The sequence below is a fragment of the Streptomyces broussonetiae genome (assembly GCF_009796285.1).
In the GTDB taxonomy this organism is placed as follows: Bacteria; Actinomycetota; Actinomycetes; order Streptomycetales; family Streptomycetaceae; genus Streptomyces; species Streptomyces broussonetiae.
The window spans coordinates 8,601,778-8,626,051 of record NZ_CP047020.1 but is presented as its reverse complement, the minus strand read 5'-3'; the positions used below and the strand labels follow the sequence as shown (position 1 = coordinate 8,626,051).

The following is a 24,274-nucleotide window of genomic DNA, read 5'->3' as shown; positions in this document are numbered from 1 at the left end:
GCACCTTGCTCCCCCCTGCACATTGCCGTGCGCCAGGTCGGCGGCGGCTGTCCCCGCGGCACCCGCACCCGCGTCCTCGGCGCGAACTCCGGTTGCCGGCGGGCCGCGCCGAGGAGGTCGGGAACCCGCCCTCCCGCCGCTGCGCTACACCTCCAGCCGGCTGATGCGCACGGCCCCCTTCGCCTCGCCCGGCCGGGCGCTGGTGAGCGTCAGGCGCAGCCGCGAGCCGCGCACCGCGTCGAAGGTGATCACCGTAGGGCTGTCCGACGCGGTGGCCCAGTCCGTCCTGACACCCGTCACCGGCACATGCGCGTGCCCGTCCCACACCGCCACCTCGACGCGCGCGGGCAGCGTGTGACCGGCGTCCACCGTGAAGGAGACCGCCACCCGGTCGAAGGTCCGGGTGCGCCCGGCGTCGAGGCAGACCCAGTCCGTCGGGCGGGCTCCGCTGAAGGCGGGCAGCAGCGCGGTGGCGGACTTCGAAAAGGCGTTGGACCAGCCGGTGGTCGGATCGCCGTCCAGCATCGCGGCCGGCGGGGTGTCCTCCCGCCCGGAGTAACTGGCATCCGCACGCGGGGAGTTGAGGGGGGCCGGATGGTCGGGCCCGAAGTCCGCGGCCGGGGTGCGGGTCGCCTCGCGTGCCGCCGTCGCGCGCACGCTCACCGCGGCGGTACGCAGGCCGTCCACGCGCGCGGTGACCTTCAGCTCCCCGGGTGCCGTGCCGGAGCGGACGATGGCGAGGGCCTTGCCGTGGAACGCGGTGCGGGTGCTCGCCTGGTAGCGCTCGGCGCTCTCCTCGCGACCGTTGTCGACCCCGGCCAGGGACCCGCCGACGACGGCGAAGGTGATGAGGTGCTCGGCGTCCGGCACCACCACGCCGTGCGCGTCGACGATGTCGGCGGTGGCGAAGAGCAGCGAACGTCCGTCGGCCGCAAGGGAGTTGCGATCGGTGGTGAGGCGTACGGCGTACGGGGCGCCGGCCGTGCGCAGCACATCGGTGGCGACGACCTCGCCGTCCCGCCGGGCCACCGCCTTCAACTCGCCGGGCCGGTACGGGACCTTCCAGGTCAGGTGCAGCTTGCCCGCGCTGCCGTTGGGGCTCGTGTAGCTGCCCGGGTAGGGGCCGTCGGTGAAGGTCTTGTCGTCGCCGGTCGCCTCGGTGGTCTCCAGGTAGCCGCGCCCGTCGGTGGTCCGCTTGACGTCGAACTCCCGCACACCCAGCGACCTTCCGTTGAGGAACAGCTCGACGGAGGGCACGTTGGCGTACGCCCAGACCTCGACCGTGGCACCCTCCCCGAGGTCCTCGTGGTTCCAGGTCATGGGAAGCAGGTGGACCATCGGCTCGGTCGTCCACTGGCTCTTGAAGAGGTGGTACATGTCCTTGGGGAATCCCGCTGTGTCGACGGCGCCGAAGAAGGACGCCTTGACCGGGAAGACGTCGTACGGGGTGGGCTCGCCGATGTAGTCGATGCCGGACCACAGGAACTGTCCCGCGAACCACTTGCGGTCCCGGTCCTTCTTGTGGCCGTACTCGCCGCTCATCGTCCAGGAGGCGAGGTTGTTGTCGTAGGAGGAGGTGGCCCGCCTGCCAGGGGTGTGGTTCTCGCCGGTGTTGAGGTGCTCCGGCTCCTGGTAGGCCCCGCGGGTGGAGGTCTCCGAGGAGGATTCGGACTCGAAGAGGAACAGGTGCGGGTACCTGGCGTGCAGGGCGTCGACCGACTTCGCGGTGTTGTAGTTCAGGCCGAGGCCGTCGAGCTTGGCGAGCATCAGGTCGGCCGGGGAACCGGCGGCGGGCACGCCGTGGTACTTGTTGGAGCCGATGACCACCGGGCGGGTGTCGTCTGCGGACTTGATCGCGCCGATGATCCGGTCGGCCATGGCGAGCCCGGCGGTGGAGGTGGAGTCGGGGATCTCGTTGCCGATGGACCAGAGCACCACGGCGGGCGAGTTGCGGGCGGCACGCACCATCTCGGTGGCGTCCTGCTCGCACCACTCGTCGAAGAACCGGCCGTAGTCGTAGGTGGTCTTGCCGGTCCGCCAGCAGTCGAAGGCCTCCACCATCATCACGATCCCCAGCTCCTCACAGGCCTGGATCATCTGCGGCGAGGGCGGGTTGTGCGAGGTGCGCAGGGCGTTGACGCCCATCGACTTCATGATCCGCATCTGTCTGCGGACCGCGTCCAGGCTGATCGCCGCGCCGAGGGCGCCCTGGTCGTGGTGGAGGTCGACGCCCTTGATCTTGGTGGAGGTCCCGTTGAGGGAGAAGCCCTCCTCGGGATCGAAGCGGTAGTCGCGGATGCCGAAGGACGTACGGCAGGTGTCGGTGGTCCGGCCGCCGGCGCGCAACTCGGTGTGCAGGGTGTAGCGGTTGCCCGGGGTGTCGAAGTCCCACAGCCGGGGCCTGGGCACGGTCAGTCGATGGGTCTCGGTGGCCTGCTCGGAGACGGCGACGGTGGTGGCGGCGCGGGCGACCGTACGGCCGTCGGGTCCGAGGATCCGGGACAGGACCTGCACGTCCGTACCGGTGCCGGACTCGTTGACGACGCTCGTCGCCACCCGGACCAGGGCGCTGGCCGCCGAGATCTCCGAGGTGGTGACGTACGTGCCCCAGCGGGCCACGTGCACCGGCTCGGTGATCACCAGCCGTGCCTCGCGGTAGATGCCGCTGCCGGAGTACCAGCGGCTGCTCGGCAGCTGGTTCTGCACCTTGACCGCGAGGACGTTCGGCGTGCTGCCGTCGGTGTGCACCAGGGCGGTGAGGTCGAGGGCGAAGCCCGTGTAGCCGTAGGGGTGGCGGCCCAGCTCGGTGCCGTTGCAGTAGATGTGGGAGTCCATGTAGACGCCGTCGAACTCGACCGAGACGCTGCCGCCCGCGTACGCGGGCGGCAGCGTGAAGGCGAGCCGGTACCAGCCGAGGCCGCCCGGGAGGAATCCGGTGCCGCCGGCGGTGCCGTGGTCGGTGGTGGGGGTCTGCTCGATGCTCCAGTCGTGCGGTACGGCGACCTCGCGCCAGGCGGAGTCGTCGTAGCCGGGGTCGGCGGCCCGGTCGTAGGCGCCGGTCGGGTCGGTGATGCCACCGGGGTCGACCAGCGCGAAGCGCCAGCCGTCCCGCAGCGGCACGACGTGGCGGCCACCGGCGCCCGAGGGCGCGTCGGCGGCACAGGCGGCCGGGGCCGCCGCGGTGCTCAGCAGTGCTCCGGCCGCGGGCGTTGCCCCGGCTGCGACCAGTACCGATCGGCGAGTGACCGTCATGGCGGCTCTCCCTCATCAGGGCCCAGAAGTACTCACAACTGATCGTGAACAAACAGATTCTGACGGTTTGCCAGACGCAGTCGTCAAGGGCCGGGAACCTCGTGTCCGCCCTCGGTGGGGCAACGGCCTGATTTCCTCCTTGACCTTGTTCGACGGACCGGCCGGGCGGTCCGGGGCCGTGGTTCGCGGGAGTGCGTGAAGCACTACGCTGGAACGGAAGTGGTGCCACCTGTTCACTGTGAGTGTGCGCTTGGGAGCGGCGACGATGAGCCGGGTCTATCCGTTCGACGAGGCGGCGACGGCCCGGGCTGTCATCGACGACCACGGGACGCTGGTGGAGTGGAACGAGGGCGCGCGGCGCCTGCTCGGCCACCCGGCCGATGCCGTCCTGGGCCGCCCCGCCGCCCGACTGCTGGCCGGGAGCGACACCCCGGCGGTCCCCCCGGGCGTCCGCTGGCAGGGCACGGTCGGATTGCGCCACCGGGACGGCCGTACGGTCCCGGTCTGGCTGCTCGCCCACCGTCGGCCGCCCCGTGACGGACACGACGGCAGCTGGCTCCTGGTCACCCCGCTGACCGGCCGTGAGCCGCCCGCCGCGGGCGACCCGCTCGCCGAGGCGGGCCTGATCCAGTCCCCGTGCGCGCTCGCCGTGTACGACGAGGAGCTGCGGCTGCGCCGGCTGAACGACGCCATGGCCGAGGTCATCGGCCTGTCGGAGGAGCAGGTCCGGGGCCTCAGGCTCGCGGAGATCGGCGGCAGGCCGCAGAGCGAGGAACTGGAGCAGGCCATGCTCCAGGTGCTCAACAGCGGCAGACCGCAGGACATGCAGACGTTCACCCGCACCGGCGGCGAAGAGCGCACCCACGCCTGGCTCGCCAGGATGGCCCCGGTCAGGGACCGCCGGGGCCGGGTACGGGGCGTGTGTCTGGCCGCGCACGACATCACCGACAACTACCGGGCCCGGCAGCGGCTGCAACTGGTGAACGAGGCGAGCGTGCGCATCGGCAGCACCCTCGACGTCACCCGGACGGCCGAGGAACTGGCGGAGGTGTGCGTGCCCGCGCTCGCCGACTTCGTCACCATCGACCTGCTGGACCCGGACGAGCACGGCGGCCAGCCCCCGGCCCACGTCACGGCGCCGGTGCAGCTGCGCCGGATCGCCCACCGGTCGGTGCACCGCAGCGTGCCGGAGGCGGTGATCGGGCCCGGGCGGACCGAGCAGTACCCTGTCGGCTCCCCGCAGGCCGACTCGCTGACCGCGGGCCACACGATCATCGCCTCCGTGGCCGAGGGGGACATGGACGAGTGGCTGACCTGGCACACCATACGTGCCCGGCGGGTGCAGGAGTTCGGCATGCACTCCTCGATGGCGGTGCCGATCCAGGCCCGCGGGCTGACCCTCGGGGTCGCGGTCTTCACCCGGCACCGGCGCCCGGAGGGGTTCACCGCGGACGACGTGCTGCTCGCCGAGGAGATCACCGCCCGCGCCGCCGTCTGCGTCGACAACGCCCGCCGCTACTCGCGCGAGCGGGAGACCGCCCTGGCGCTGCAGCGCAGCCTGCTGCCCCGCAGCCTGCCGCGCACGGCCGCGCTGGAGGTCTCCTCCCGCTATCTTCCGGCCGCGCGGGCCGGGGTCGGCGGCGACTGGTTCGACGTGATCCCGCTGTCCGGGATGCGGGTCGCGATGGTGGTCGGGGATGTCGTCGGGCACGGCGTCGAGGCCTCCGCCACGATGGGCCGGCTGCGCACGGCCGTACGCACCCTCGCGGACATCGACCTCGCCCCGGACGAACTGCTCACCCACCTGAACGACCTGGTGGTCCGGCTGTCGGAGGAGTCCGGTGCGGACGGCAGCCCCGGCGAGGTCGGCGCGACCTGCCTGTACGCGCTCTACGACCCGGTGTCCCGGCGCTGCACCCTGGCCCGTGCCGGGCATCCGCCGCCCGTGCTGCTGCGGCCGGGCGAGGCGCCCCGGGCCGTGGACCTGCCCGCCGGTCCCCCGCTGGGTCTGGGCGGGCTGCCCTTCGAGTGCGCCGAGGTGGAACTGCCCGAGGGCGCCGTCCTCGCGCTGTACACGGACGGACTGGTGTGGTCCCGGGAGCGTGACCCGGACACGACCCGTGAGCGGCTGTACGAGGCCCTCGGGGCATGCTCGGACTCCCTGGACGCGACCTGCGACCGCGTCCTGCACACCCTGCTCCCTGCGGGCGGTGCCGCCGACGACGTGGCGCTGCTGCTCGCCCGCACCCGGGGCCTGCCCGCGTCGCAGGTGGTGACCTGGGACATCCCGGCCGACCCGGCGCTCGTCGCACCGGTCCGCAAGCAGGTCGTGGAGCAGTTGGACACCTGGGGGCTGAGCGAGGTGTCCTTCACGGCGGAGCTGGTGGTCAGCGAGCTGGTCACCAACGCCATCCGCTACGGCGCCCATCCCATCCGGCTGCGGCTGATCCACGACGCGACCACCCTGATCTGCGAGGTGTCCGACGCCAGCCACACCGCGCCGCATCTGCGCCGGGCCAAGACCTTCGACGAGGGCGGCCGGGGCCTGCTGCTGGTCGCGCAGCTGACCCAGCGCTGGGGCAGCCGGCACACCCCGGAGGGCAAGACGATCTGGGCGGAGCTGCCGGTGTACGAGGAGGAGGACCGCTAGGTCCTGTCGTCGAACTCCAGCCGTCCGTCCGGAGGGCGGGCCTCGCGGCGCACGGCGGGCATCACCGGCAGCGCGCGACCGGCGGCCGAGCCCTCGGCGCCGCACGGGCGCTGGTCCGGGCGGCCGGTACGCCGCCGTCCGCCCGGAGGGCGGGCCTCGCGGCGTCAGGTGCCTGCTCTCGGCGTGCCGGGCCTTGGCCCTCGTACTGGACGTACTCGGGCCTGGCCCGGGTGCGGCGAGTGGGGGTGCCTTCGCCGGGGGAGCGTGCAGGGCGTCGCGGGGCAGGTCGGAGTTCGACGGCACGGCCTGGCGGAGCCACCGGCCCCGGCACCGCTGTGGTCCGGCGGTTCGCGCCCGCTGGCGGTACGGCCGGGCCGGGCGTGTGCTGGTGGCATGGCAGCACGTGCTGGACGCGAGCGGTCCTGGCAGCGGGCCGGGGCCTTCGCCGCGGTCTCCATCGCGCTGTTCTGTATCCAGGTCGACTTCTTCGCGCTCAATCTGGCCATCCCCGGGATGGCCGCCGACCTCGGTGTGCCGGTCTCTGCCGCCCAGTGGACGGTGTCCGCGTACATGCTCGCCATCGGCTGCTGCTTCGTCGTCACCCCGAGTCCGTCGTCACGACGCACCTGCCCCCTTGACGCCGTCGACGTCGCCGTCGGTCGTGCCGCGACGCCCGGGACGTTCCGGGCTCCGCGGACGCGGCGCCCGGCCGGATCAGCCGCCGGCCAGCCAGGGCCGTACCTGCTTGCGGGCCTCGTGCAGGCGGGACTTGAGGGTGCCGAGCGGGATGCCGACGCGCTCGGCGACCTCGGCGTAGTCCAGCTGGCAGATGTCCCGGTAGACCAGCGGCGCAACGAGATGCGGGTGCGTGCGCTCCAGCCGGTCCAGGGCCTCCAGCAGATCCACCCGGGAGCCGGCGATCACGCTGGTGGTGCGCGGGTCGACGGCGTGCGTGGGCTCGATGACGACGGGCTGTTCGGCGGCCCGCCGCTTCAGCTCGCGGTACTTCTGCCGGCAGCAGTTCGCGACCACGCTGTACAGCCAGGTGCCGAAGCGGCTGCGGCCCTCGAACGCGGTGATGTGCCGGGCGACCTGGAGCAGCACGTCCTGGGCGGCCTCCTCGGCGTCCTCCCGGCAGGGCAGGAAGCGCGCGCAGCGCCGCACGACCTCCGGCCGGATCTCGGCCAGCAACCGGTCCAGTGCGGCGCTGTCGCCCGCGGCGGCCCGCCGGGCGAGGTCTTCCGTCGGCGCCTGGTCCTGCACGGACGGGCCCCCCTTCGAGTCGATCTCAGGCCAGGCATGATAGTCGTATGCACTCCCTGGAGCGGATCGGCCGCTACCGCCTCGAACGGCCGCTCGGCAGCGGCGCCTTCGCCACGGTGTGGCTCGCCCACGACGAAGAACTCCAGGCTCCGGTCGCGGTGAAGGTCCTCGCCGACAACTGGGCGCACCGGCTGGACATCAGGGAGCGCTTCCTGTCCGAGGCCCGGCTGCTGCGCCGGGCCGGTTCCAGCAGGATCGTGCAGGTCTACGACATCGGTCAACTCCCGGACGGCAGGCCGTACTTCGTGATGGAGTACGCCGACGGCGGTACCCTCGCCGATCTGCTGGCCGGCGGTCCGCTGCCGGTGCGCGACGCGCTGGCGCTGACCGCGGAGGCCGCGCGCAGTGCCGCCGCACTGCACGAGGCGGGGATCGTGCACCGCGACATCAAGCCGACCAACGTGCTGCTGCACACCGCCCCGGACGGCACCCGGCGGCTGCTGCTGGCCGACCTGGGTCTCGCCAAGAGCCTCGCGCAGGCCTCGGTGCTGACGCTGGCCGCGGGCTCGGCGGGCTATCAGCCGCCGGAGCAGGCCGAACCCGGCGAGGGCATCGACGAGCGGGCCGACGTCTACAGCCTGGGCGCGGTCGGCTACGAACTGCTCACCGGGACCGTGCCGGGCGCCCCGGGCAAGGTCGTACCGCCCCGGCGGCTGCGCCCTGATCTCGGTGAGGACGTGGAGCGGGCGCTGCTGCGCGCGCTGGAGCCGGACCGGGCGCGGCGCTGGCCCGGCGCGCAGGCGTTCGCGCAGGAGCTGGACCGGCTGGCGGCGACCGGGCCGGCCACTGCGCCCGCCGTCCGGCGGCTGGACGGCGTGCGCGGGCGGCTGAACATCGTGACGCTGTCGCTGGCCGCGATCGCCGCCGCCGCGGTGGCCGCGGTGGCGGTGACCGCGGTGCTGCACCACGGTGGCGCAGCACAGGAGACACGGGTGACGGACGCGACCGGGCGGGTGGTCGTACAGGTACCCGCCGGCTGGGGCCACGAACTGCGCAACTCCGGCTGGGACCCGAGCGTGCTGGGGCTGGGCAAGGGGCACGAGCCGGGGCTGGTGGTCGCCGACGACCTGACCCGGTGGCCCGACCTGGGCAAGCCCGTGGACGGTGTGTTCGTCGGGCTGAGCGAGCACGGCGACGTCACGGCGAAGGTGACGGCGCTCGCCCACTCCGGCTGCAGCTACTCCGGCAGCCGCACGTTCGCCGACGCCGACTTCCGGGGACTGGTGCGGGCCTGGAGCGGCTGCCCGGACGGCGGCTCGGTCACGGAGTCCGCGCTGACCCCTGCCGGCGGCACCGGTCAGCCCCAGGTGTACGTACAGGTGCGCGAGCAGGGAACGGGCGACGCCACGGACGGCGTACTCCGTTCGCTGCGGGTGGGCTGAGGCACGCCTGCCCGGGTCCGGAGCGGGGAAAGAACCCTGCGTGTGCCGAACTTTTCGGGCGCTGCGCGCATCGGAGTGTGGTGACGGCGCACTCGGCGCCGCAGGCACGCGTCCCCTCGCGTGCCGTGATCATCCAGGAGTGTTGAGCGACATGGTGTACGCACCCCGGTCCGCGCGGCACGGGGCCCTGCTCGTCGGTACGTTCGCCGTGCTGGGCCTCCTGACCGCCTGTGGCAACAGTAGTCACGACGTCCACAGCAACCCGCCTCTGACGTCCTCCGGCACGGCCGCGCCCGCGACGGGCGGCACCCGGACCCCGGGGTCCGCCACGCCCACCCCGTCCGCCGCCGCCACCGGCCCCGGCGCCGCCGCCTCGTCCGCCCCGCATGCGACCGCCTCCGCGGGCGGCGGTACGACCAGCACGGGAGCCGCGAGCTCCCGCTGCCACACCTCCCAGCTGCGCGCCTCCGTGGGCCGCAACGATCCGGGCGCCGGCCAGGAGAACTTCCCCGTCGTGCTCACCAACTCCTCCGCGCAGACCTGCACCCTGCACGGCTATCCGGGCGCCGCGTTCGTGAACGCCTCCGGCGGCCAGCTCGGCCCGGACCCCAAGCGCGAGTCGGGCTCTCCGGCCACCATCACGCTGAGGCCCGGGCAGAGCGCCTGGGCCGGGCTGACCTTCTCCAACCCCGGCGTCAGCGGCGCCAGGACGGCCACCCCGGCCGCGCTGGTGGTCACCCCGCCGGACGAGCGCGACTCCCTCAAGGTCACATGGGCCGGTGGAGCAGTCCCCGTGGGCGGGAACTCCTCGTCCGTGTTCTTGTCGGTGTTCACCCCCGGCACCGCTCCCTGACCTGCACAACAGCCCCCCACGACACCCCGCTGCCCCGGACCGGGACAGCGGGGTTCGTCATGAGCGCGCCATAACTGTCACAGAACGGCAACAGCCACCGCCGGCCGCGATCTTTCTTCCCGCTCCCGCGATCGAACCCGTCGACCGCATGGCGAGCAGGCCCCTGCAGGGGCCGAGAAAAGGAAGTCGGGGACAAGATGAGCGGGATCTCACGCAGGCGGGTGCTGACGGCGGGCGCGGCGGCGGGCGCCCTGGGCACGCTGGCCGCGTGCTCCTCCGGCACCGGCCTGTCGGTCGGCGGCACGGACAAGGACGGCAACGGCACCGCCCAGGCCCGCCCGGCGAAACTCATCGGAGACGGCTCCACGGCGGACACCGGCGCCCAGCCTCACCAGCCGACGCCCGAGCGGCTGAAGCCGGGCCAGAAGCCGCCGCAGTTCGTGGTGTTCTCCTGGGACGGCGCGGGCGAGCTGAGCAACCAGCTCTTCTCGCGGTTCCGCAAGGTGGCCGCCGACCACGGTGCCAAGATGACGTTCTTCCTCAGCGGCATCTACACCCTTCCCGAGTCCAAGAAGAACCTGTACCGTCCGCCGCAGCACCCGGTCGGCGCCTCCGCCATCGGCTATCTCGCCGACCGGCACATCCACGCCACCTTGCAGCAGGTCCGCTCGGCGTGGCTGGAGGGCCACGAGATAGGCACCCACTTCAACGGGCACTTCTGCGGGGCGACCGGTGTGCGCAACTGGTCCCCGGCCGAGTGGCACAGCGAGATCGACCAGGCCAAGAGCTTTGTGAAGCAGTGGAAGACCAACACCGGCTTCACCGACCTGGAGCCGCTCCCCTTCGACTACGACAAGGAGCTGATGGGCGGCCGCACCCCCTGCCTGGAGGGCCAGTCCAACCTGCTGCCCACCGCTGCCGCGCTCGGCTGGAAGTACGACGCCAGCTCCCCCGGCGGCCTGCAGATCTGGCCGGGCAAGGTGCAGGGCGGGAAGATCTGGGACTTCCCGCTGCAGTCGGTCCCGTTCCCCGGGCACAACTTCCAGGTGCTCTCGATGGACTACAACATGATGTTCAACCAGTCCGGCGGCAACCCCACCGGCGACCGCGCCCAGTTCGACGCCTGGCGCACCCAGGCCCGCGACGCCTACGTCGCCGGCTTCCAGCGTGCTCACGACACCAACCGCGCCCCCTTCTTCATCGGCAACCACTTCGAACGCTGGAACGGCGGCATCTACATGGACGCCGTCGAGGAGGCGATCGGGAAGATGGCCGCGCAGGGCGACGACGTACGCTTCGTGTCGTTCAAGCAGCTCGTGCACTGGCTCGAGGCGCAGGACCCGGCGGTGCTGCGCAAGCTGCGCACCCTGGTGCCCGGGCAGTCACCGACGGGCGGCTGGGCGGAGTTCCTGGGCACGGCGGGCAGCCGGGCCTCCTGAGGGGGTGCACGGCCATCTGTTTTCATGGGCAGGCACCCCGTGACCGATCCGGGAAGGACCCGCCCTGAACGCCCCGCTCGCCGAAGCTCTTTCCGCCGTCCTGCTCGTCGCCGTGCTCGCCTGGGCCGTGGTACGGCCCAGGGGATGGCCGGAGGCGGTCATGGCCGTCCCGGCCGCCGGGATCGCGGTCGCCACCGGCGCCATCTCCCTCGACCACGCCCGGGCGGAGGCGGAACGGCTCGGCCCGGTGGTGGGGTTCCTCGCGGCCGTGCTGGTGCTCGCCCACTTCTGCGACGTGGAGGGGCTGTTCCAGGCCTGCGGGGCCTGGATGGCCCGGTGGGCGGCGGGCTGGCCGGTGCGGCTGCTGACGGCTGTCTTCGCACTGGCCTCCGCCATCACCGCCGTCCTCAGCCTGGACGCCACGATCGTGCTGCTCACCCCGGTGGTCTTCGCCACGGCCGCACGCACCGGCGTACGGCCCAAACCACACGTCTACGCCTGTACGCACCTGTCGAACAGCGCCTCGCTGCTGCTGCCGGTGTCCAACCTGACGAACCTGCTGGCGTTCGCGGAGAGCGGGCTGAGCTTCACCCGGTTCGCGGCGCTGATGGCGCTGCCGTGGCTGGTGGCGATCGCCGCCGAGTATGTGGTGTTCCGCCGGTTCTTCGCCCGTGACCTCGCGGTGGCGGCCCCGGTGGGCGAGGACACCGGCACCCCTCCCCGACTGCCGCTGTTCGCCCTGGTCACCGTCGCCTGCACGCTGGCGGGGTTCGTGGTGGCGTCGGCGTTCGGGGTGGAGCCTGCCTGGGTCGCGGCGGCGGGCGCGCTGGTCCTGGCGGGCCGGGCGCTGGTGCGCCGCAGGGCGACCCTGCCGAGTGTCGTGCGGGCGGCGGCCCCCTCCTTCCTCGCGTTCGTGCCGGCGCTGGCCATCGTGGTGCGGGCGGTGGTCGACAACGGGCTCTCGGACGTCCTCGGACAGGTGGTGCCGGGCGGCTCCTCGCTGCCCGCGCTGCTCGGGATCGCCGCGCTGGCCGCCGTCCTGGCGAACCTGATCAACAACCTGCCCGCGGTGCTGGTCCTGCTGCCACTGGCCGCGCCAGGCGGGCCGGGGGCGGTGCTGGCGGTGCTGCTCGGGGTGAACATCGGCCCGAACCTGACCTACGCCGGATCGCTGGCGACGCTGCTGTGGCGGCGGATCGTGCACCAGCACGAGCACGGTGTGGATCTCGGGGAGTTCACCCGGCTGGGCCTGATCGCCGTGCCGTCCTCGCTCGCGGTCGCGGTGGTGGCACTGTGGGGGTCGCTGCAGATCTTCTGAGAGGTTGTCCGACGTCTGGGAGGCCGACCGGATGCGTGTGATCGCCTGGCTCGTCGAGAGCACCTGGCCCGCCTGTGTGGACGCCGTGCGCGCCCACGTGCCGGCCGATGCCGAGGTGGTGCTGCTGCACGTCAGCGACGCCGAGGTGCCGGACCTCGCGCACGGGGCGTTCGCGGGGCTGCTGGGACGGGGGCATCCGCCGGGGCATCTCCCGGCCGAGGGCTGGGGGAAGGATCCCGGTGACCGGCTGGAGGCGCTCGGCAGGAGTTCGGCGGCCGAGCTGCTCGACGCAGCGGCAGAGCGGCTGGGGCGGCCGTGTGTGTGCGAGGAGCGGTCGGGCCGGGTCGAGCGGGAGGTGGTGGCCGCCTGCGAGAGCGCCGATCTGCTGGTGCTGGCCCGCGACGGCGACCGGTCCCGGCTCGGGCCGCACAGCCTCGGCCCCGCCGTCCGTTTCACGGTCGACCACGCGCCCTGCCCGGTGCTGCTGGTGTGGCCGGAACCGGCTCCGCCACTGGACACGATCCCGCCACCGCCGCCGCCCCGTCCCTGAGTCAGCGGCGCTGCCGCCCGCCGCCGCCCGCGTATCCTCCGCCGCCCCCGCCGCAGTAGTACGGGTACGCGGCGCAGGGATCGAAGGTGGCGGACGGCGTGGGCGTGGGAGCCGCGCCGGTGGGCGGTGGAGCCGGAGCCGGTGCCGACGTGGTCCTGGACACCTTGGGGGCCGGTGGCGTCTCGGGCGGCGTGGGGCGCGAGGTGGCGGTCGGCGAAGGGGCGCTGTCGCTGTCCCAGTTGACGTTCTGCATCTGCAGCTCGGGCCTGGCGGTGTCGACGGACCACCGCTGGTCGGTACCGGTGGCGCGGTCCTTGGTGACCAGGGCGCCGGAGCCGTCGGTGGCGGCCGGGGTCAGTGCCAGCTCCTGGTTCCAGCGGGGTACGAGGACGCCCTGGAGCGTGAAGTCGTAGCGGATGTTCCGGGCGGCGCTGCCGGTGGCCGAACAGGGGGCGAGGCGGATCGAGTAGCCGAGGCTGGAGTCCAGGCACAGGTCGGGCGCGGCGGAGTTGCGCAGGCGTCCGTCGGTCTCGTACGACCACTGCTGGCTCGGGGACGCATCGCAGGTGGCGAGTTCGGTCTCGGCGCCCTTGACGGCCTTGCCGCCGACGACGCCGACGCACAGTCCGGAGGCGAGGTTGTGCAGCCGGCCGTGCAGCGCGCCCTGCCCGGCCGCGCTCGCTCCGGCCCAGGACGCGCCGGGACTCGAGGTGCCCCTGCCCGGCGCCCGCGAGGACGCACCGGCCCCGGACGGGGCCGGGCCGTCGCCGGAGCCGAGCACCGACCACAGCACCAGGGGCAGCACGACCAGAGCGCTGACGGTGCCGACGGCCAGGGCGAGGTGACGGCGCCGGGTACGGCGGGCGGCGCGCAGGGCGGAACGGCGGGAGGGGCCGGGCGCGTCGGGGCCGACGGGAGTGCCGGGGGCGGCGGACTCGGCCCGAGCGGCCGTCCGGCCTCCGCGCGCCGGTCCGGTGGGCCCGTGCAGGCCGGTGGACTCGGTGTCCTGGGGGCGGGGCCGGCGTGCGGACCGGGCGGTTGCGCGTCGGCGCGCTGCCTCGGCGAGGCGCCGTCTGCGCGCGGACTCGGCCGAGACGTCGGGGCCCGCGGACCCGGTGGAGAAGAAGGCCTCACCGGACGGGGGTGTCATGGACGCGGGGTCGGGGGCCGGGGCGGCGGCCTCGTGTGTCCGGCGCGCGCGGGACTCCACATAGGCGCGGGCGCCCCAGCCGAGCACCGCCTCGGCCAGCGGCAGGCCCAGGTCGGCGTTGAACGCGTCGAGTTGGCCTGCGGTGCGACGGCAGTGGGTGCAGCGGTCCAGGTGCTCGCGCAGATCCGGGTCCAGGTCGATGCCGCCGCGCCGGAACGTCACGTCGAGCAGGCGCTGATAGCGCTGACACTCGTCGTCGGGGGCGAGTTCGCGGTGGACCTGCAGGCACTCCTCGCGCAGCCTCTCCCGCGCCCGCCGGAGTTCGACGCGGGCGTCCTCCTCGTCCAGGCCGAGCAGGGCGGCGGGCACGGCGAGCGGCTCGGCCTCGACCTGCGTGTGCCACAGCACGGCGCGGGAGGTCTGGGGCACCCGCTGGAAGGCACGGGACAGCAGCCGCCGTTCCGGGGGCGGCAGCAGCCGGGCGGCGGCGCGCTCACCGGTGGTGGCGGACCGCAGCGCCGGATGGAGGAGTTCCTGACGACCGTCGCTGTCCCACTCGGCCGCGATCCGGCGGACGGCGACCAGCACGGGAGGGCGCCAGGCGGCGGTCGGGCCGGCCTGCCGGAGCGAGGCACCGAAGAGCCGGGTGAAGGCCGCGGTGGTGAGCATGCCGGCGGCACGCGTGCCGTCCGTGCACAGCCGGGCATAGGCGAAGGCCGCTTCCCAGTGCCGGTCGAGCAGTTCGCCGACGGGGTGGAGCGCGGGAGTCACACCCGTCCACTTCTTCAGTTCGGCGCTGAGTTGCTCGTCGGACAGGCCTTCCTCATGCACGGCCGTATTCCTCCAGACGCGATTCGGGAAATAGTCCATACCAACAGGTATGGCGACGTCATGGGGCAGCTCGAACGTCCACCTGAGGCGGCTCTTTTGAAGCGTGGGGGGTGTACGGGGAGCGGCCTGACGCATGCAGCGGGGAATGTAATTTTCTGCATGCGAACAGCGCACACTTTTGCACAGCGCGGCGCTTTGGAACAAGGGATCCGGCACTTTTCCGCATTCCGTACGGCGACCCGCCTATTGACGTTTCGTCAAAGGCAGTTCGCCGGTGGAAACCAATTCCTCCCTTCGGCGCCGTTCACCCGCCCGGTAGGCGCCCGGCGGCACCCCGTGGCGCTCTCGGAAGACCCGGCTGAAGTGGAAGGGGCTCGGGGACCCGGAGGCGGCCGCCACCCGCTCCACCGTCAGGTCGGTGGCCTCGAGGAGCCGGGCCGCGTGCCGCAGAAGGTGAACAGCCAACTGTCCGAACCCCGGGGCCGGTCGACGCCGTAGCCCGGCCCCTGGTCGTAGCGTCCGGTGACCACGAGAGTGGCCGCCGGGGACGGATCCCCGGCGGCAGCCGTCACAGGCAGTTCCTCGGCACGCACAGGCATCCTCCCGTCGGACGCGCCGTCCTGGCGTGGGCGACGTACGACCCGGCCGGCGAACCTCAGGAGCGGACACATGACAGTCACGGACCCGATCGACGCCACCGGTGCCATCCTGACCGAGCCGCTGCGGCACCGGTTCGAGGAGGACGGATTCACCGTCGTTCCCGCGCTGTTCGACCGTGCCGAGACCGAGCGGCTGTGCGCCGTCTTCGCGGCGCTGGACGCGGCCGGTCCGGTGCCGGGGCACTTCGAACCGCGACCGGCGGACCCGGACCCGCTGCGCCGGTACCCCCGGGTGCTGCAGCCGCACGAATTCGACTCCGCGGCACGGCAGTTCCTGCTGGACGTCCGGCTGCGCGCCGCCCTGGAGGTACTGTTCGGCGAGGAGGTACTGGCGGCGCAGAGCATGTTCTACTTCAAACCGCCTGGGGCGCGGGGGCAGGCGCTGCACCAGGACAACTTCTGTCTGCGGGCCGAGCCGGGCACGTGCGTGGCCGCGTGGGTGGCCTGCGAGCCGGTCGACCGGGCCAACGGCGGTCTCGAAGTCCTGCCGGGCACGCACCGGATGGACCTGTTCTGTCCCGAACTCGCCGACGAACGGCTGCCGTTCGCCCGTGAGTGCGTTCCGCCGCCACCCGGACTCGTCCGGTGCCGGTGGAACTGGCCCCGGGTGACGTGCTGTTCTTCAACGGCAGCCTGGTGCACGGCTCCGGACCCAACGGCACCGCCGACCGATTTCGGCGCTCGTTCATCGGGCACTACGTGGGGCGGTCGGCCGAGCGCATCCGGCCGTTCTACCGGACGCCGGCCATGTCCGGTGGGCGGGTCGTGCCGGCGCCGAGCCAGGGTGCGGGTCCGTGCGGCACGGAGTTCGCACCGCACGGACGCCGCTGAACCGGCGCGGGTTCAGTGGCCGCTGATCGCGCGTGCCGTGTACGGCTGCTCCAGTTCCTCGATCTCCTTCTCGCTCAGCTCCAGTTCCACGGACGCCGCCGCGTCCTCGATGTGGTGGGGCTTGGCCGCGCCGACGATCGGGGCCGTCACCGTGGTGCGGTGCAGCAGCCAGGCGAGGGCCACCTGGGCGCGGGGTACGCCGCGTGCCTGGGCGATGCGGGTGACGGCCTCCACGATCGAGCGGTCGCTGTCCAGGTACAGCCGGCTGCCGAAGTTGTCGTTGGCACTGCGCTCGGTGACCGTGCCCCAGTCGCGGGTCAGCCGGCCGCGGGCGAGCGGGCTCCACGGCAGCGCACCGACGCCCTGGTCCGCACAGAGCGGCAGCATCTCCCGCTCCTCCTCGCGGTAGAGCAGGTTGTAGTGGTTCTGCATGGACACGAACTTCGTCCAGCCGTGCCGCTCGGCGGTGTACTGCAGCTTGGCGAACTCCCACGCGTACATCGAACTCGCCCCGATGTAGCGGACCTTGCCCGACTTGACCAGGTCGTGCAGCGCCTCCATCGTCTCCTCGGCGGGAGTCGAGTGGTCGTAGCGGTGGATCTGGTAGAGGTCGACGTGGTCGGTGCCGAGCCGGCGCAGGCTGTGGTCGATCTCGGTCATGATGTTCTTGCGGGACAGTCCGGCGCCGTTGGGGCCCGGCCGCATCCGGCCGTGCACCTTGGTGGCCAGCACGATCTCGTCGCGGTTCGCGGACTCGCGCAGGACCTTGCCGACGATCTCCTCGCTGGTGCCGTCGGAGTAGACGTTGGCGGTGTCGAAGAAGTTGATGCCCGCCTCCAGCGCCTGCCGGATGAGCGGACGGGACGCCTCCTCGTCGAGGGTCCACTCGTGGACACCGCGGTCGGGCAGGCCGTAGGTCATGCAGCCCAGACAGATCCGTGACACGTCCAGGCCCGTGGAACCGAGCTTCACGTACTGCATCGATGCTGCTCCCGCCGTCGGAATCGATGGTCGGACCGAGCGTACGACGTGACCGGCCACCGACTTGACTATGAGAACGCGCGGGCGATTTGATCCTGACACGTGCCGCGCCGCCCGGCGTGGGCAGGATGGAGCGGACTTGCCCCCCACGGGTGTTCTTCGCGCCGCGGGTTCCCCGAGGACCGCAGGCGCTCTGGCAGTGGCCCTGATCGTCGCGGTGCCGGCCCTGGCCGGCTGCTCCGCCCGGGGCACCGGCGACAGCCGCGACACGGGCGGTTCGCAGCGGCCGGCCGCAGTGCGGCTGCCCCCGCGCCACGCCGGGTTCGACTACCAGATCGGCGGGGCCTATCCGCCGCCCGAGGGAGTGCGGATCGTCAGCCGCGACCGCTCCGACTCCCCCGCGCCGGGCCTGTACAACATCTGCTACGTCAACGCCTTCCAGGCCCAGCCCGAGGAACGCTCCTCCTGGCCGTCCGACCTGCTGCTGCGTGACGCGCACGGCAGGGTCGTCATCGACGAGGACTGGAACGAGCCGCTGCTCGACATCGGCACCCCGGCCAAGCGCGAGCGGGTGGCCGGGCGGGTGAACCGGTGGCTCGACGGCTGCGCGAAGAAGGGCTTCGACGCCGTCGAGCCGGACAACTACGACAGCTACACCCGCTCCCACCACCTGCTCACCGCGTCCGACGCGACCGCGTACATGACCCTGCTGTCCCGGCACGCGCACGCCCGGCATCTGGCCATCGCCCAGAAGAACACCGCCGAGCTGGCCGGTGAGCGCGGGCGGGCCGGGCTGGACTTCGCGGTGGCGGAGGAGTGCGGGCAGTACGACGAGTGCGGGGTGTACGCCAGGGCGTTCGACGCCCGGGTCGTGGACATCGAGTACACCGACAGCGGCCTGCGCAAGGCCCTCGACCGCTGGGGCGGGCGGTTGAGCATCGTGCGCCGGGACCGGGACGTCTCCACTCCGGGCAGTACCGAATACGTCCGAAAAGTGCAGTAGCAGGCTGGTGTGCCATCCGGCGGCCCTTCCGGGGCGCAGTCGTTGCTGCCGTCAGGTGATCGACCGGCGTGGGAAACAGCGGATCGTCGTACTGTCCGCTCATTCTCGGCGGCAGACGACCGGCGTCCGGCCGGTCACGGCCGCCTCGGAGGAAACGCGGTGCCGACACGTTCCACCACGCTCAGAACCCTGGCCGGGGCAGCGTTGCTGCCCGTGGCCCTTGTCACCCCCGGCTGCGGGCAGTTCACAGCCGCAGCGGCGCCCGAGACGCCGGGCACGCTGTGCGCGGCCGCGGGCACCCTGCACGGCCCCCACGGCGAGCAGGCTCAGGTCAGCCTGTGCGCGGACACCGGCTCCCCGAGACTGAACATCACGGCCCCCGCCAGTTGCCGGGGTGCCGACACCAAGGTCCAGTACGTCTGCCGTACCGAGGGCTCCTGGACGGTGCGCCGGGCCGGCAAGACGCTGGGCACCGGAGCGCTGCCCGGCTCGCGGCTGTACGCGGGCCCGGGTGCGTACGAGATCTCCGCCACCGTGCGGGTGAGGTCGACGCCCGCCGGGGTCGACCTCAAGGGCCCGGTGAAGGCGACGCTGTCGATGACCTCGCCGATGGGGAAGGCCACACACGTCGTCTCCGTCGACAAGAGCGAGCTGCGCCGCAACTCCACGACGACGCTGACGTACACGATCCGCCGGGACAGCGACGAGGGCGACGGCAACGCGCGGCTGGGGATGATCGGCGAGGACGGCACCGGCGTCCAGATCCGCAGCACGGACCACCGCTGTGTGAACCCGCTGGTGGGCCGGTACCCGTCGAAGACCCGGATGATGCACTCCCTGGACTGCACCGTGACGGAGCTGCAGCCCGGCCACCCGGAGAAGATCAGGGTCCAGATCACCGTCGGCTCGAAGTGCTCCACGGTGGTCTCCAAGCTCGGCTACTGGATCCCGCAGGGCCAGAGCATGTTCACCGGGGCCATGCTCGAGGGCCCCAAGCTGACCTGCCGCTAGAGCGGCCGGAGCAGGTCCAGCACCCGCTCCCAGGCGAAGTCCGGCCGACTGCCGTCCGGCCGGACTTCGCCGTTGTACGGCTCACCGAAGCGGACGCCCATCCCGCGCAGCCGGTCCAGGCTGTCCTGGTAGGCGGGGTGGGCCGCCAGGGCGTCGGCGACGCAGGGCAGGACCGCCACCGGTATGTCCAGGCCCGTCGCCTCGCACAGGGTGCCGAGGGCGAGTGTGTCGGCGATGCCGGCCGCCCACTTGTTGACGGTGTTGAAGGTGGCGGGCGCCACCGCCACGGCGTCCGGCGGCGGGAAGGGGCGCGGGTCGGCCGGGGTGCGCCAGGCCGAGCGGACGGGACGGCCCGTCCGCGCCGCCACGGCCTCGGTGTCGAAGAAGCCGCCCGCCGCAAGGGGCGTCGCGATGACACCGACCTCCCAGGCGCGTTCCTGCGCGGCGGTGATCAGCCGGCCGACGCCGGAGGCGATGCCGGCCGCGCAGACGACGACGTAGAGGAAGGGTTTCTCGTCCTGTCGGGTCATCCGGGCACCCTACTGAAGCGGGAAGGACACCCCTCGCTCGGCCTCGGGCCGGGGCCCGAGGATGCGGCGCTGCTTCTCCTCGATGGGTACGTCGTTGATGCTGGCCTCGCGCCGGGTCATCAGGCCGTGCTCGTCGAACTCCCACAGTTCGTTTCCGTAGGAGCGCCACCACTGCCCGCCCGTGTCGTGACACTCGTACTGGAAGCGGACGGCGATGCGGTTGCCGTCGAAGGCCCACAGGTCCTTGCGCAGCGCGTAGTCCAGCTCGCGCCGCCACTTGGCGGTGAGGAACGCGACGATCTCGGCGCGTCCGGTGACGAAGGTGCCGCGATTGCGCCAGCGCGAGTTCTCGGAGTAGGCGAGCGCCACCTTGTGCGGATCGCGGGTGTTCCAGGCGTCCTCGGCCGCCCGGACCTTCTGGACGGCGCTCTCGCGGGTGAACGGCGGCAGGGGCGGACGGTCCGCCATGGTCTCCTCCTGACAGAGCGAGAGAACGAGCGTTCTCCGTGCGGCTGCTACCGTAGGAGAACGCTCGTTCTCTCGTCAAGGAATGCGTCAAGGAGTGAAGTGCCGATGCCGCCGATGGACACCGCGGTCGCCCGGGACCGGGCCCTGGACGCCGCGCAGGAGCTGTTCTACGCCCGCGGCATACAGGCCGTGGGCATGGACGAACTCCGCGGCGCCTCGGGGCTCTCGCTCAAACGCCTGTACCAGCTGTTCCCCACCAAGGAACAGCTGGTCGCGGCCTATCTGGCCCGGCGCGACGAGCGTTGGCGCCGGCGCCTGGCCGAGCACGTCGCACGCCGGCCGGACCCACGGCAGCGGATCTGGGCCGTGTTCGGCTGGCTCCAGGAGTGGTTCGGCGAGGACGGCTTCCACGGCTGCGCCTGGATCAACGCCTACGGCGAACTGGGCACCACCTCCACCCTGGTGGCCGAGCAGGTGCGCGCCCACAAGGAGGCGTTCCGCGGCTACCTCGTCTCGCTCGTGGACGCCGCGGAGCTGCCCGCCGCGCTGGCCGGCCCCCTGTTCCTGCTGGCCGAGGGAGCCATGGTCACGGCGGGCATCACCGGCAGCGCGCGACCGGCGGCCGAGGCCCTCGACGCTGCGCGGGCGCTGGTCTCGGCCGCGGGCGCGGACGGGGTCAGCCGGTCGTCTCCGACACCTTGATCGCGCCGACCGGGCAGGCGCGGGCCGCCTCCTTGGCCATCGCGTCGTCCGTGCCGTTCTCCTGGCCGGGCAGCAGGGCGCTGAAGCCGTCGTCGTCCTGGGTGAAGACGTTCGGGGCAGTGAGCGCGCACTGCCCGGCGCCGATGCAGACGTCCGTGTCGATATTGACCTTGATGTGCATGAGCTGAGCCTCTTACCAGGTCACGGGGAGTTCCAGCATCCCCTGGATCGTGTCGCCGCGTTTGAAGGGGATGTCCTCGGCCGGGACGGCCAGCCGCAGGCCGGGCAGCCGGGCCAGCAGGCTGCCGAGGGCGATCTCCAGCTCGGCGCGGGCCAGGTTCTGGCCCAGGCACTGGTGGATGCCGAAGCCGAACGCCACGTGGTGGCGGGCGGAGCGATGGAAGTCCAGGGCGTCGGGGTCGTCGTACTGGCCCGGGTCACGGTTGATCACCGAGGTGGAGAAGAGCACGCCCTCTCCGGCGCGGATCGTGTGACCGTCGACCTCGATGTCCTCCAGAGCCACCCGCTGCAGGCCCTCCGCGATGGAGAGCATCCGCATCAGTTCCTCGACGGCGGCGGGCAGCAGCGCCGGGTCGGCGCGCAGCTCGGCCAGCCGGTCGGGGTGCTGGAGCAGGGTGAAGGTGCCCAGCGAGATCATGTTGGCGGTGGTCTCATGGCCCGCGACCAGCAGGATGAGGGCCAGGGACACGACGTCCGTGCGCTCCAGGGTGCCGTCGCGCAGCTGGTGGTGGACGAGGTCGTCGAGGATCCCGTCGCCGGGCTCGGCCTCCTTCGCCTTGTCCTCGATCAGCCCGCCGATGTACCCCTCCAGGCGCACGCGGGCGGCCACGCTGTCGGCCGCCCTGGGGCCGCGCAGCAGCCTGCGGGACTGTTCCTCGAAGAACTCGTGGTCGGCGTACGGCACGCCGAGCAGGCCGCAGATCACGGTCGACGGCACGGGCAGCGCGAAGGCGGAGACCAGTTCGGCGGGCGGACCCTGGGCGATCATCGTGTCCAGCAGCCGGTCCACGACCTGCTGGATCCAGGGCCGTAGCTCGGTGGCGCGGCGGACGGTGAAGTCCGGGATCATCATCCGGCGCTGCCGGTTGTGTTCGGGGTCGTCCAGCCCGAGCAGGGCCACCCGGCGGTCCCGGGCGCCCTGGAAGCGCTCGGCCGGGATGGGGAAGTCGGGTCGGCAGCGGTCGGAGGACAGCCGGGGGTCGGAGAGCAGGGCGCGCGCGGCGGCGTGCCCGGTGACCGCCCAGACCTCGCGGCCGTCGAAGAGCGTGACGCGCGACAGGGCTCGCCCGTCGCGCAGCGGCTCGTATCCGGTAGGGGGGTGGTAGGGGCAGGTGCGGTCCTGCGGGAAGGCGACGGGTTCGGCCGGGGTCGCCGGGACGGTGGTGTCCGTCAGTTCCGTCATGGAAAGACCTCGCAGACGAAGAGGTGCGTGGTGCCGATCTTCATTAGATGCCCGAGGCACCTATAGGTCCACGTCAAGTTCGGCCACTTGGGTGAATCGCGGAATCTGGCCGAAGAAGGGGGGTGCGAGGGGTGTGGAACCGGCCTGATCCGGCGGCCTGGGGCCGTGGCCCGCCCTTCGGGGGTCCGCCCGGATGGCCGGTCACGAGTCCAGAGTACGACTCCGTTTCGGCGCGAAGGCGCGGGCCGCGGCGAGGCTGTCCTCGTACACGTGGCGCCGTACGGCCAGACCTCCCCGGACCGTGAGGTGCAGGGCGAAGCGGGCCGTGTACGCGCGGCCGGTGGGTGCCGGCGTGTGCCGGATGACGCCGGGGACCACCGCGTCCTCGCCGTCGACCAGGATCCGCTCGGCGCTCGTGTCCTGCTGCGGGACTCGGTGTGCGGCCGGCTCCCGGAAGTGGCCGGCGACGTCGGCGCGGGTGGCGCGGTGCCGGTTCCAGGGGGTGTCGGGACGGCCGTGCCCGTCCTTGGGCCGGCCCGGCCGCCAGTCGCACTCCTGCGCGTACGGCTCGGCGATCCGGCTCAGCGGCTCCTGCACGACGGAGCGGGTCGCGGGGGTGCCCGGCATGGGCGATCTCCTCGGACGGTCCCCCGGCGGCCCTCGTGGCGGGCGACCGGTACGCGGATCACTGTGCCGCCGGGTGATGCCGAAGCTCGATCACCTGTGAGGCGGGGGCCGTCCCGGGGAAGGCATCCGCGGTACGGACGAACCGTGCGGCCGCCGGTGTTGGAACCGGTGGCAGAAGCCGTTGGACCGACGAAGGGGACGGATCCCATGCCTCTCGAGGGTGAGTACGAGCCCAGCCCGGCGCAGTGGGTACGCGAACAGGTCGAGCTGTACGAGGGTTCGGGCGGGACGAAGGGGACGACGCTCATGGACACCGGGCTTCCGGTGATCATCCTGACGACCCGGGGCGCGAAGAGCGGGAAGATCCGCAAGACGCCGTTGATGCGGGTGGAGCACGCGGGGACGTATGCGGTGGTCGCCTCCCAGGGCGGCGCCCCCAAGCACCCGGTCTGGTACTTCAACATCACCTCCGATCCGCATGTCGAGCTGCAGGACGGACCGGTCAGGCAGGACATGCGGGCGCGTGAGGTGACCGGCGAGGAGAAGAAGCAGTGGTGGGAGCGGGCGGTCGCCGCCTACCCGCCGTACGCCGAGTACCAGCAGAAGACGGCGCGGCAGATCCCGGTGTTCGTGCTGGAGCCCTTCGACGGGAGCTGATTCACGCCGGGAACCGGCGGGATTTAGAAAAATCTACGCCGGACGCGTGTGAACCCGCTGCGGAGCGGGCACTCGTGCCACAGGCCCCGCCGCGTTCCCCCGTCGCGGCGGGGCCCTTTCGCGCCCTCGTCCGCGGGGTCCGGCGAACGGGTGGCCCCCGGGAGGTCCCCTACCGGGCGCCGACCCATTCACCGTCCCTCATCAACTCCCGCCCCTTCAGCTCGTTCTCCTCGCGCCAGGCCTGGACACGGTGCGGAACGACTCTGAAGTACAGGTAGCGCGTGGCGAGTTGGCGGGGGTCGAAGCCTGTCTTGCCTGCGAAGACCTCCGCGTCCTCCTCGGGCAGGTCCTGCGGGGGCACAGCCTGGACGGTGCCCTCGATCATGATGACGTCCCGCGTCGGGCCGAGGCCGAGGCGGGCCCGGCCCGAGGTCACGAGATTGCGGCCGGTGGGGCTCTCGGCCGGGGTGGCGATCAGCACGGTGGCGCCGTCCCAGACGAAGGACAGCGGCACGAGATGGGGAGCGCCGCCGTCGGGTCCGGCGGTGGCCACCCAGACGTCGACGTCGTGCTCCAGCCGGTACAGGGTGTCCTTCAGGCGCTCCGCGGTGGTGCGGGCGGGCGGTGGGGTCAT

At 72.5% G+C, this 24,274-nt stretch carries 21 protein-coding genes and 2 pseudogenes; 11 read left to right on the top strand and 12 right to left on the bottom strand.

Annotated elements, in window-relative coordinates:
- Window positions 1–144: 144 nt before the first annotated feature.
- Window positions 145–3,252 (bottom strand): glycoside hydrolase family 2 TIM barrel-domain containing protein, encoded by a 3,108-nt coding sequence (locus tag GQF42_RS39330; protein WP_158927989.1) that lies wholly within the window; start codon window positions 3,250–3,252, stop codon window positions 145–147.
- A 265-nt stretch (window positions 3,253–3,517) separates the two neighbouring features.
- On the opposite strand from GQF42_RS39330, the gene GQF42_RS39325 reads away from it, so the two are divergent.
- Complete coding sequence (locus tag GQF42_RS39325) at window positions 3,518–5,902, top strand: SpoIIE family protein phosphatase (protein ID WP_158927987.1); 2,385 nt, start codon at window positions 3,518–3,520, stop codon at window positions 5,900–5,902.
- A gap of 714 nt (window positions 5,903–6,616) precedes the next feature.
- On the opposite strand, the gene GQF42_RS39320 is transcribed toward GQF42_RS39325, so the two are convergent.
- The gene (locus tag GQF42_RS39320) at window positions 6,617–7,165 is read right to left on the bottom strand and encodes an RNA polymerase sigma factor (RefSeq protein ID WP_158927985.1); all 549 of its coding nucleotides are present in this window, start codon (window positions 7,163–7,165) and stop codon (window positions 6,617–6,619) included.
- Between the two features lie 47 nt (window positions 7,166–7,212).
- On the opposite strand from GQF42_RS39320, the gene GQF42_RS39315 reads away from it, so the two are divergent.
- The 5 genes from GQF42_RS39315 to GQF42_RS39295 all read left to right on the top strand — a co-directional run bounded on the left by GQF42_RS39315 (window position 7,213) and on the right by GQF42_RS39295 (window position 12,767).
- Complete coding sequence (locus GQF42_RS39315) at window positions 7,213–8,607, top strand: serine/threonine-protein kinase (protein ID WP_158927983.1); 1,395 nt, start codon at window positions 7,213–7,215, stop codon at window positions 8,605–8,607.
- Window positions 8,608–8,758: 151 nt separating this feature from the next.
- Window positions 8,759–9,460: a DUF4232 domain-containing protein gene (locus GQF42_RS39310; RefSeq protein WP_158927981.1), complete on the top strand. Its 702-nt coding sequence runs from the start codon at window positions 8,759–8,761 to the stop codon at window positions 9,458–9,460.
- 197 nt (window positions 9,461–9,657) lie between these two features.
- On the top strand, window positions 9,658–10,899 hold the full coding sequence (locus GQF42_RS39305) for a polysaccharide deacetylase family protein (RefSeq protein WP_199272955.1): 1,242 nt from the start codon (window positions 9,658–9,660) through the stop codon (window positions 10,897–10,899).
- 64 nt (window positions 10,900–10,963) lie between these two features.
- Window positions 10,964–12,217 carry an arsenic transporter gene (locus GQF42_RS39300; RefSeq protein ID WP_199273149.1) on the top strand — a complete coding sequence of 418 codons (1,254 nt, stop codon included), beginning with the start codon at window positions 10,964–10,966 and terminating at the stop codon, window positions 12,215–12,217.
- A gap of 31 nt (window positions 12,218–12,248) precedes the next feature.
- Complete coding sequence (locus GQF42_RS39295; protein ID WP_158931124.1) at window positions 12,249–12,767, top strand: universal stress protein; 519 nt, start codon at window positions 12,249–12,251, stop codon at window positions 12,765–12,767.
- 1 nt (window position 12,768) lies between these two features.
- On the opposite strand, the gene GQF42_RS39290 is transcribed toward GQF42_RS39295, so the two are convergent.
- The 3 genes and pseudogenes from GQF42_RS39290 to GQF42_RS45180 all read right to left on the bottom strand — a co-directional run bounded on the left by GQF42_RS39290 (window position 12,769) and on the right by GQF42_RS45180 (window position 15,320).
- Window positions 12,769–14,748, bottom strand: coding sequence for an RICIN domain-containing protein (locus GQF42_RS39290; RefSeq protein ID WP_158927979.1), 1,980 nt, complete (start codon window positions 14,746–14,748; stop codon window positions 12,769–12,771).
- Window positions 14,749–14,991: 243 nt separating this feature from the next.
- Window positions 14,992–15,198, bottom strand: a pseudogene (locus GQF42_RS39285) (helix-turn-helix domain-containing protein); the annotation flags it as partial.
- Entirely contained in the window at window positions 15,159–15,320 is a 162-nt protein-coding gene (locus GQF42_RS45180) for a hypothetical protein (protein ID WP_199273181.1), read from the bottom strand. The pseudogene GQF42_RS39285 and the gene GQF42_RS45180, both read right to left, overlap by 40 nt.
- Before the next feature lie 97 nt (window positions 15,321–15,417).
- Here GQF42_RS45180 and GQF42_RS39280 point away from each other — a divergent pair.
- Window positions 15,418–16,238 (top strand): annotated as a pseudogene (locus GQF42_RS39280) (phytanoyl-CoA dioxygenase family protein).
- Between the two features lie 12 nt (window positions 16,239–16,250).
- On the opposite strand, the gene GQF42_RS39275 reads toward GQF42_RS39280, so the two are convergent.
- Entirely contained in the window at window positions 16,251–17,219 is a 969-nt protein-coding gene (locus GQF42_RS39275) for an aldo/keto reductase (RefSeq protein WP_158927977.1), read from the bottom strand.
- 199 nt (window positions 17,220–17,418) lie between these two features.
- Here GQF42_RS39275 and GQF42_RS39270 point away from each other — a divergent pair, with 199 nt between their 5' ends.
- Both GQF42_RS39270 and GQF42_RS39265 read left to right on the top strand, forming a co-directional pair.
- Window positions 17,419–18,222: an endo alpha-1,4 polygalactosaminidase gene (locus GQF42_RS39270; protein ID WP_233273632.1), complete on the top strand. Its 804-nt coding sequence runs from the start codon at window positions 17,419–17,421 to the stop codon at window positions 18,220–18,222.
- 159 nt (window positions 18,223–18,381) lie between these two features.
- Window positions 18,382–19,233 carry a hypothetical protein gene (locus GQF42_RS39265; RefSeq protein WP_199272953.1) on the top strand — a complete coding sequence of 284 codons (852 nt, stop codon included), beginning with the start codon at window positions 18,382–18,384 and terminating at the stop codon, window positions 19,231–19,233.
- On the opposite strand, the gene GQF42_RS39260 is transcribed toward GQF42_RS39265, so the two are convergent.
- Both GQF42_RS39260 and GQF42_RS39255 read right to left on the bottom strand, forming a co-directional pair.
- Window positions 19,230–19,763, bottom strand: coding sequence for a flavoprotein (locus tag GQF42_RS39260; RefSeq protein ID WP_158927973.1), 534 nt, complete (start codon window positions 19,761–19,763; stop codon window positions 19,230–19,232). The two genes, GQF42_RS39265 and GQF42_RS39260, sit on opposite strands and share 4 nt — an antisense overlap.
- 9 nt (window positions 19,764–19,772) lie before the next feature.
- Window positions 19,773–20,231 carry a nuclear transport factor 2 family protein gene (locus GQF42_RS39255; RefSeq protein ID WP_158927971.1) on the bottom strand — a complete coding sequence of 153 codons (459 nt, stop codon included), beginning with the start codon at window positions 20,229–20,231 and terminating at the stop codon, window positions 19,773–19,775.
- Between the two features lie 114 nt (window positions 20,232–20,345).
- On the opposite strand from GQF42_RS39255, the gene GQF42_RS39250 reads away from it, so the two are divergent.
- Window positions 20,346–20,933: a TetR/AcrR family transcriptional regulator gene (locus GQF42_RS39250; protein WP_158931120.1), complete on the top strand. Its 588-nt coding sequence runs from the start codon at window positions 20,346–20,348 to the stop codon at window positions 20,931–20,933.
- On the opposite strand, the gene GQF42_RS39245 is transcribed toward GQF42_RS39250, so the two are convergent.
- The 3 genes from GQF42_RS39245 to GQF42_RS39235 form a co-directional block, all read right to left on the bottom strand.
- Complete coding sequence (locus tag GQF42_RS39245) at window positions 20,908–21,114, bottom strand: ferredoxin (RefSeq protein ID WP_158927969.1); 207 nt, start codon at window positions 21,112–21,114, stop codon at window positions 20,908–20,910. The genes GQF42_RS39250 and GQF42_RS39245 overlap by 26 nt on opposite strands.
- Window positions 21,115–21,126: 12 nt before the next feature.
- Window positions 21,127–22,356, bottom strand: coding sequence for a cytochrome P450 (locus GQF42_RS39240; RefSeq protein ID WP_158927967.1), 1,230 nt, complete (start codon window positions 22,354–22,356; stop codon window positions 21,127–21,129).
- Between the two features lie 201 nt (window positions 22,357–22,557).
- Window positions 22,558–22,983: a nuclear transport factor 2 family protein gene (locus GQF42_RS39235; protein ID WP_158927965.1), complete on the bottom strand. Its 426-nt coding sequence runs from the start codon at window positions 22,981–22,983 to the stop codon at window positions 22,558–22,560.
- A 207-nt stretch (window positions 22,984–23,190) separates the two neighbouring features.
- Between GQF42_RS39235 and GQF42_RS39230 the strand changes: the two genes are divergently transcribed.
- Entirely contained in the window at window positions 23,191–23,640 is a 450-nt protein-coding gene (locus tag GQF42_RS39230; protein ID WP_158927963.1) for a nitroreductase family deazaflavin-dependent oxidoreductase, read from the top strand.
- Between the two features lie 169 nt (window positions 23,641–23,809).
- Here GQF42_RS39230 and GQF42_RS39225 read toward each other — a convergent pair whose 3' ends face one another.
- Window positions 23,810–24,274 (bottom strand): pyridoxamine 5'-phosphate oxidase family protein, encoded by a 465-nt coding sequence (locus tag GQF42_RS39225; protein ID WP_158927961.1) that lies wholly within the window; start codon window positions 24,272–24,274, stop codon window positions 23,810–23,812.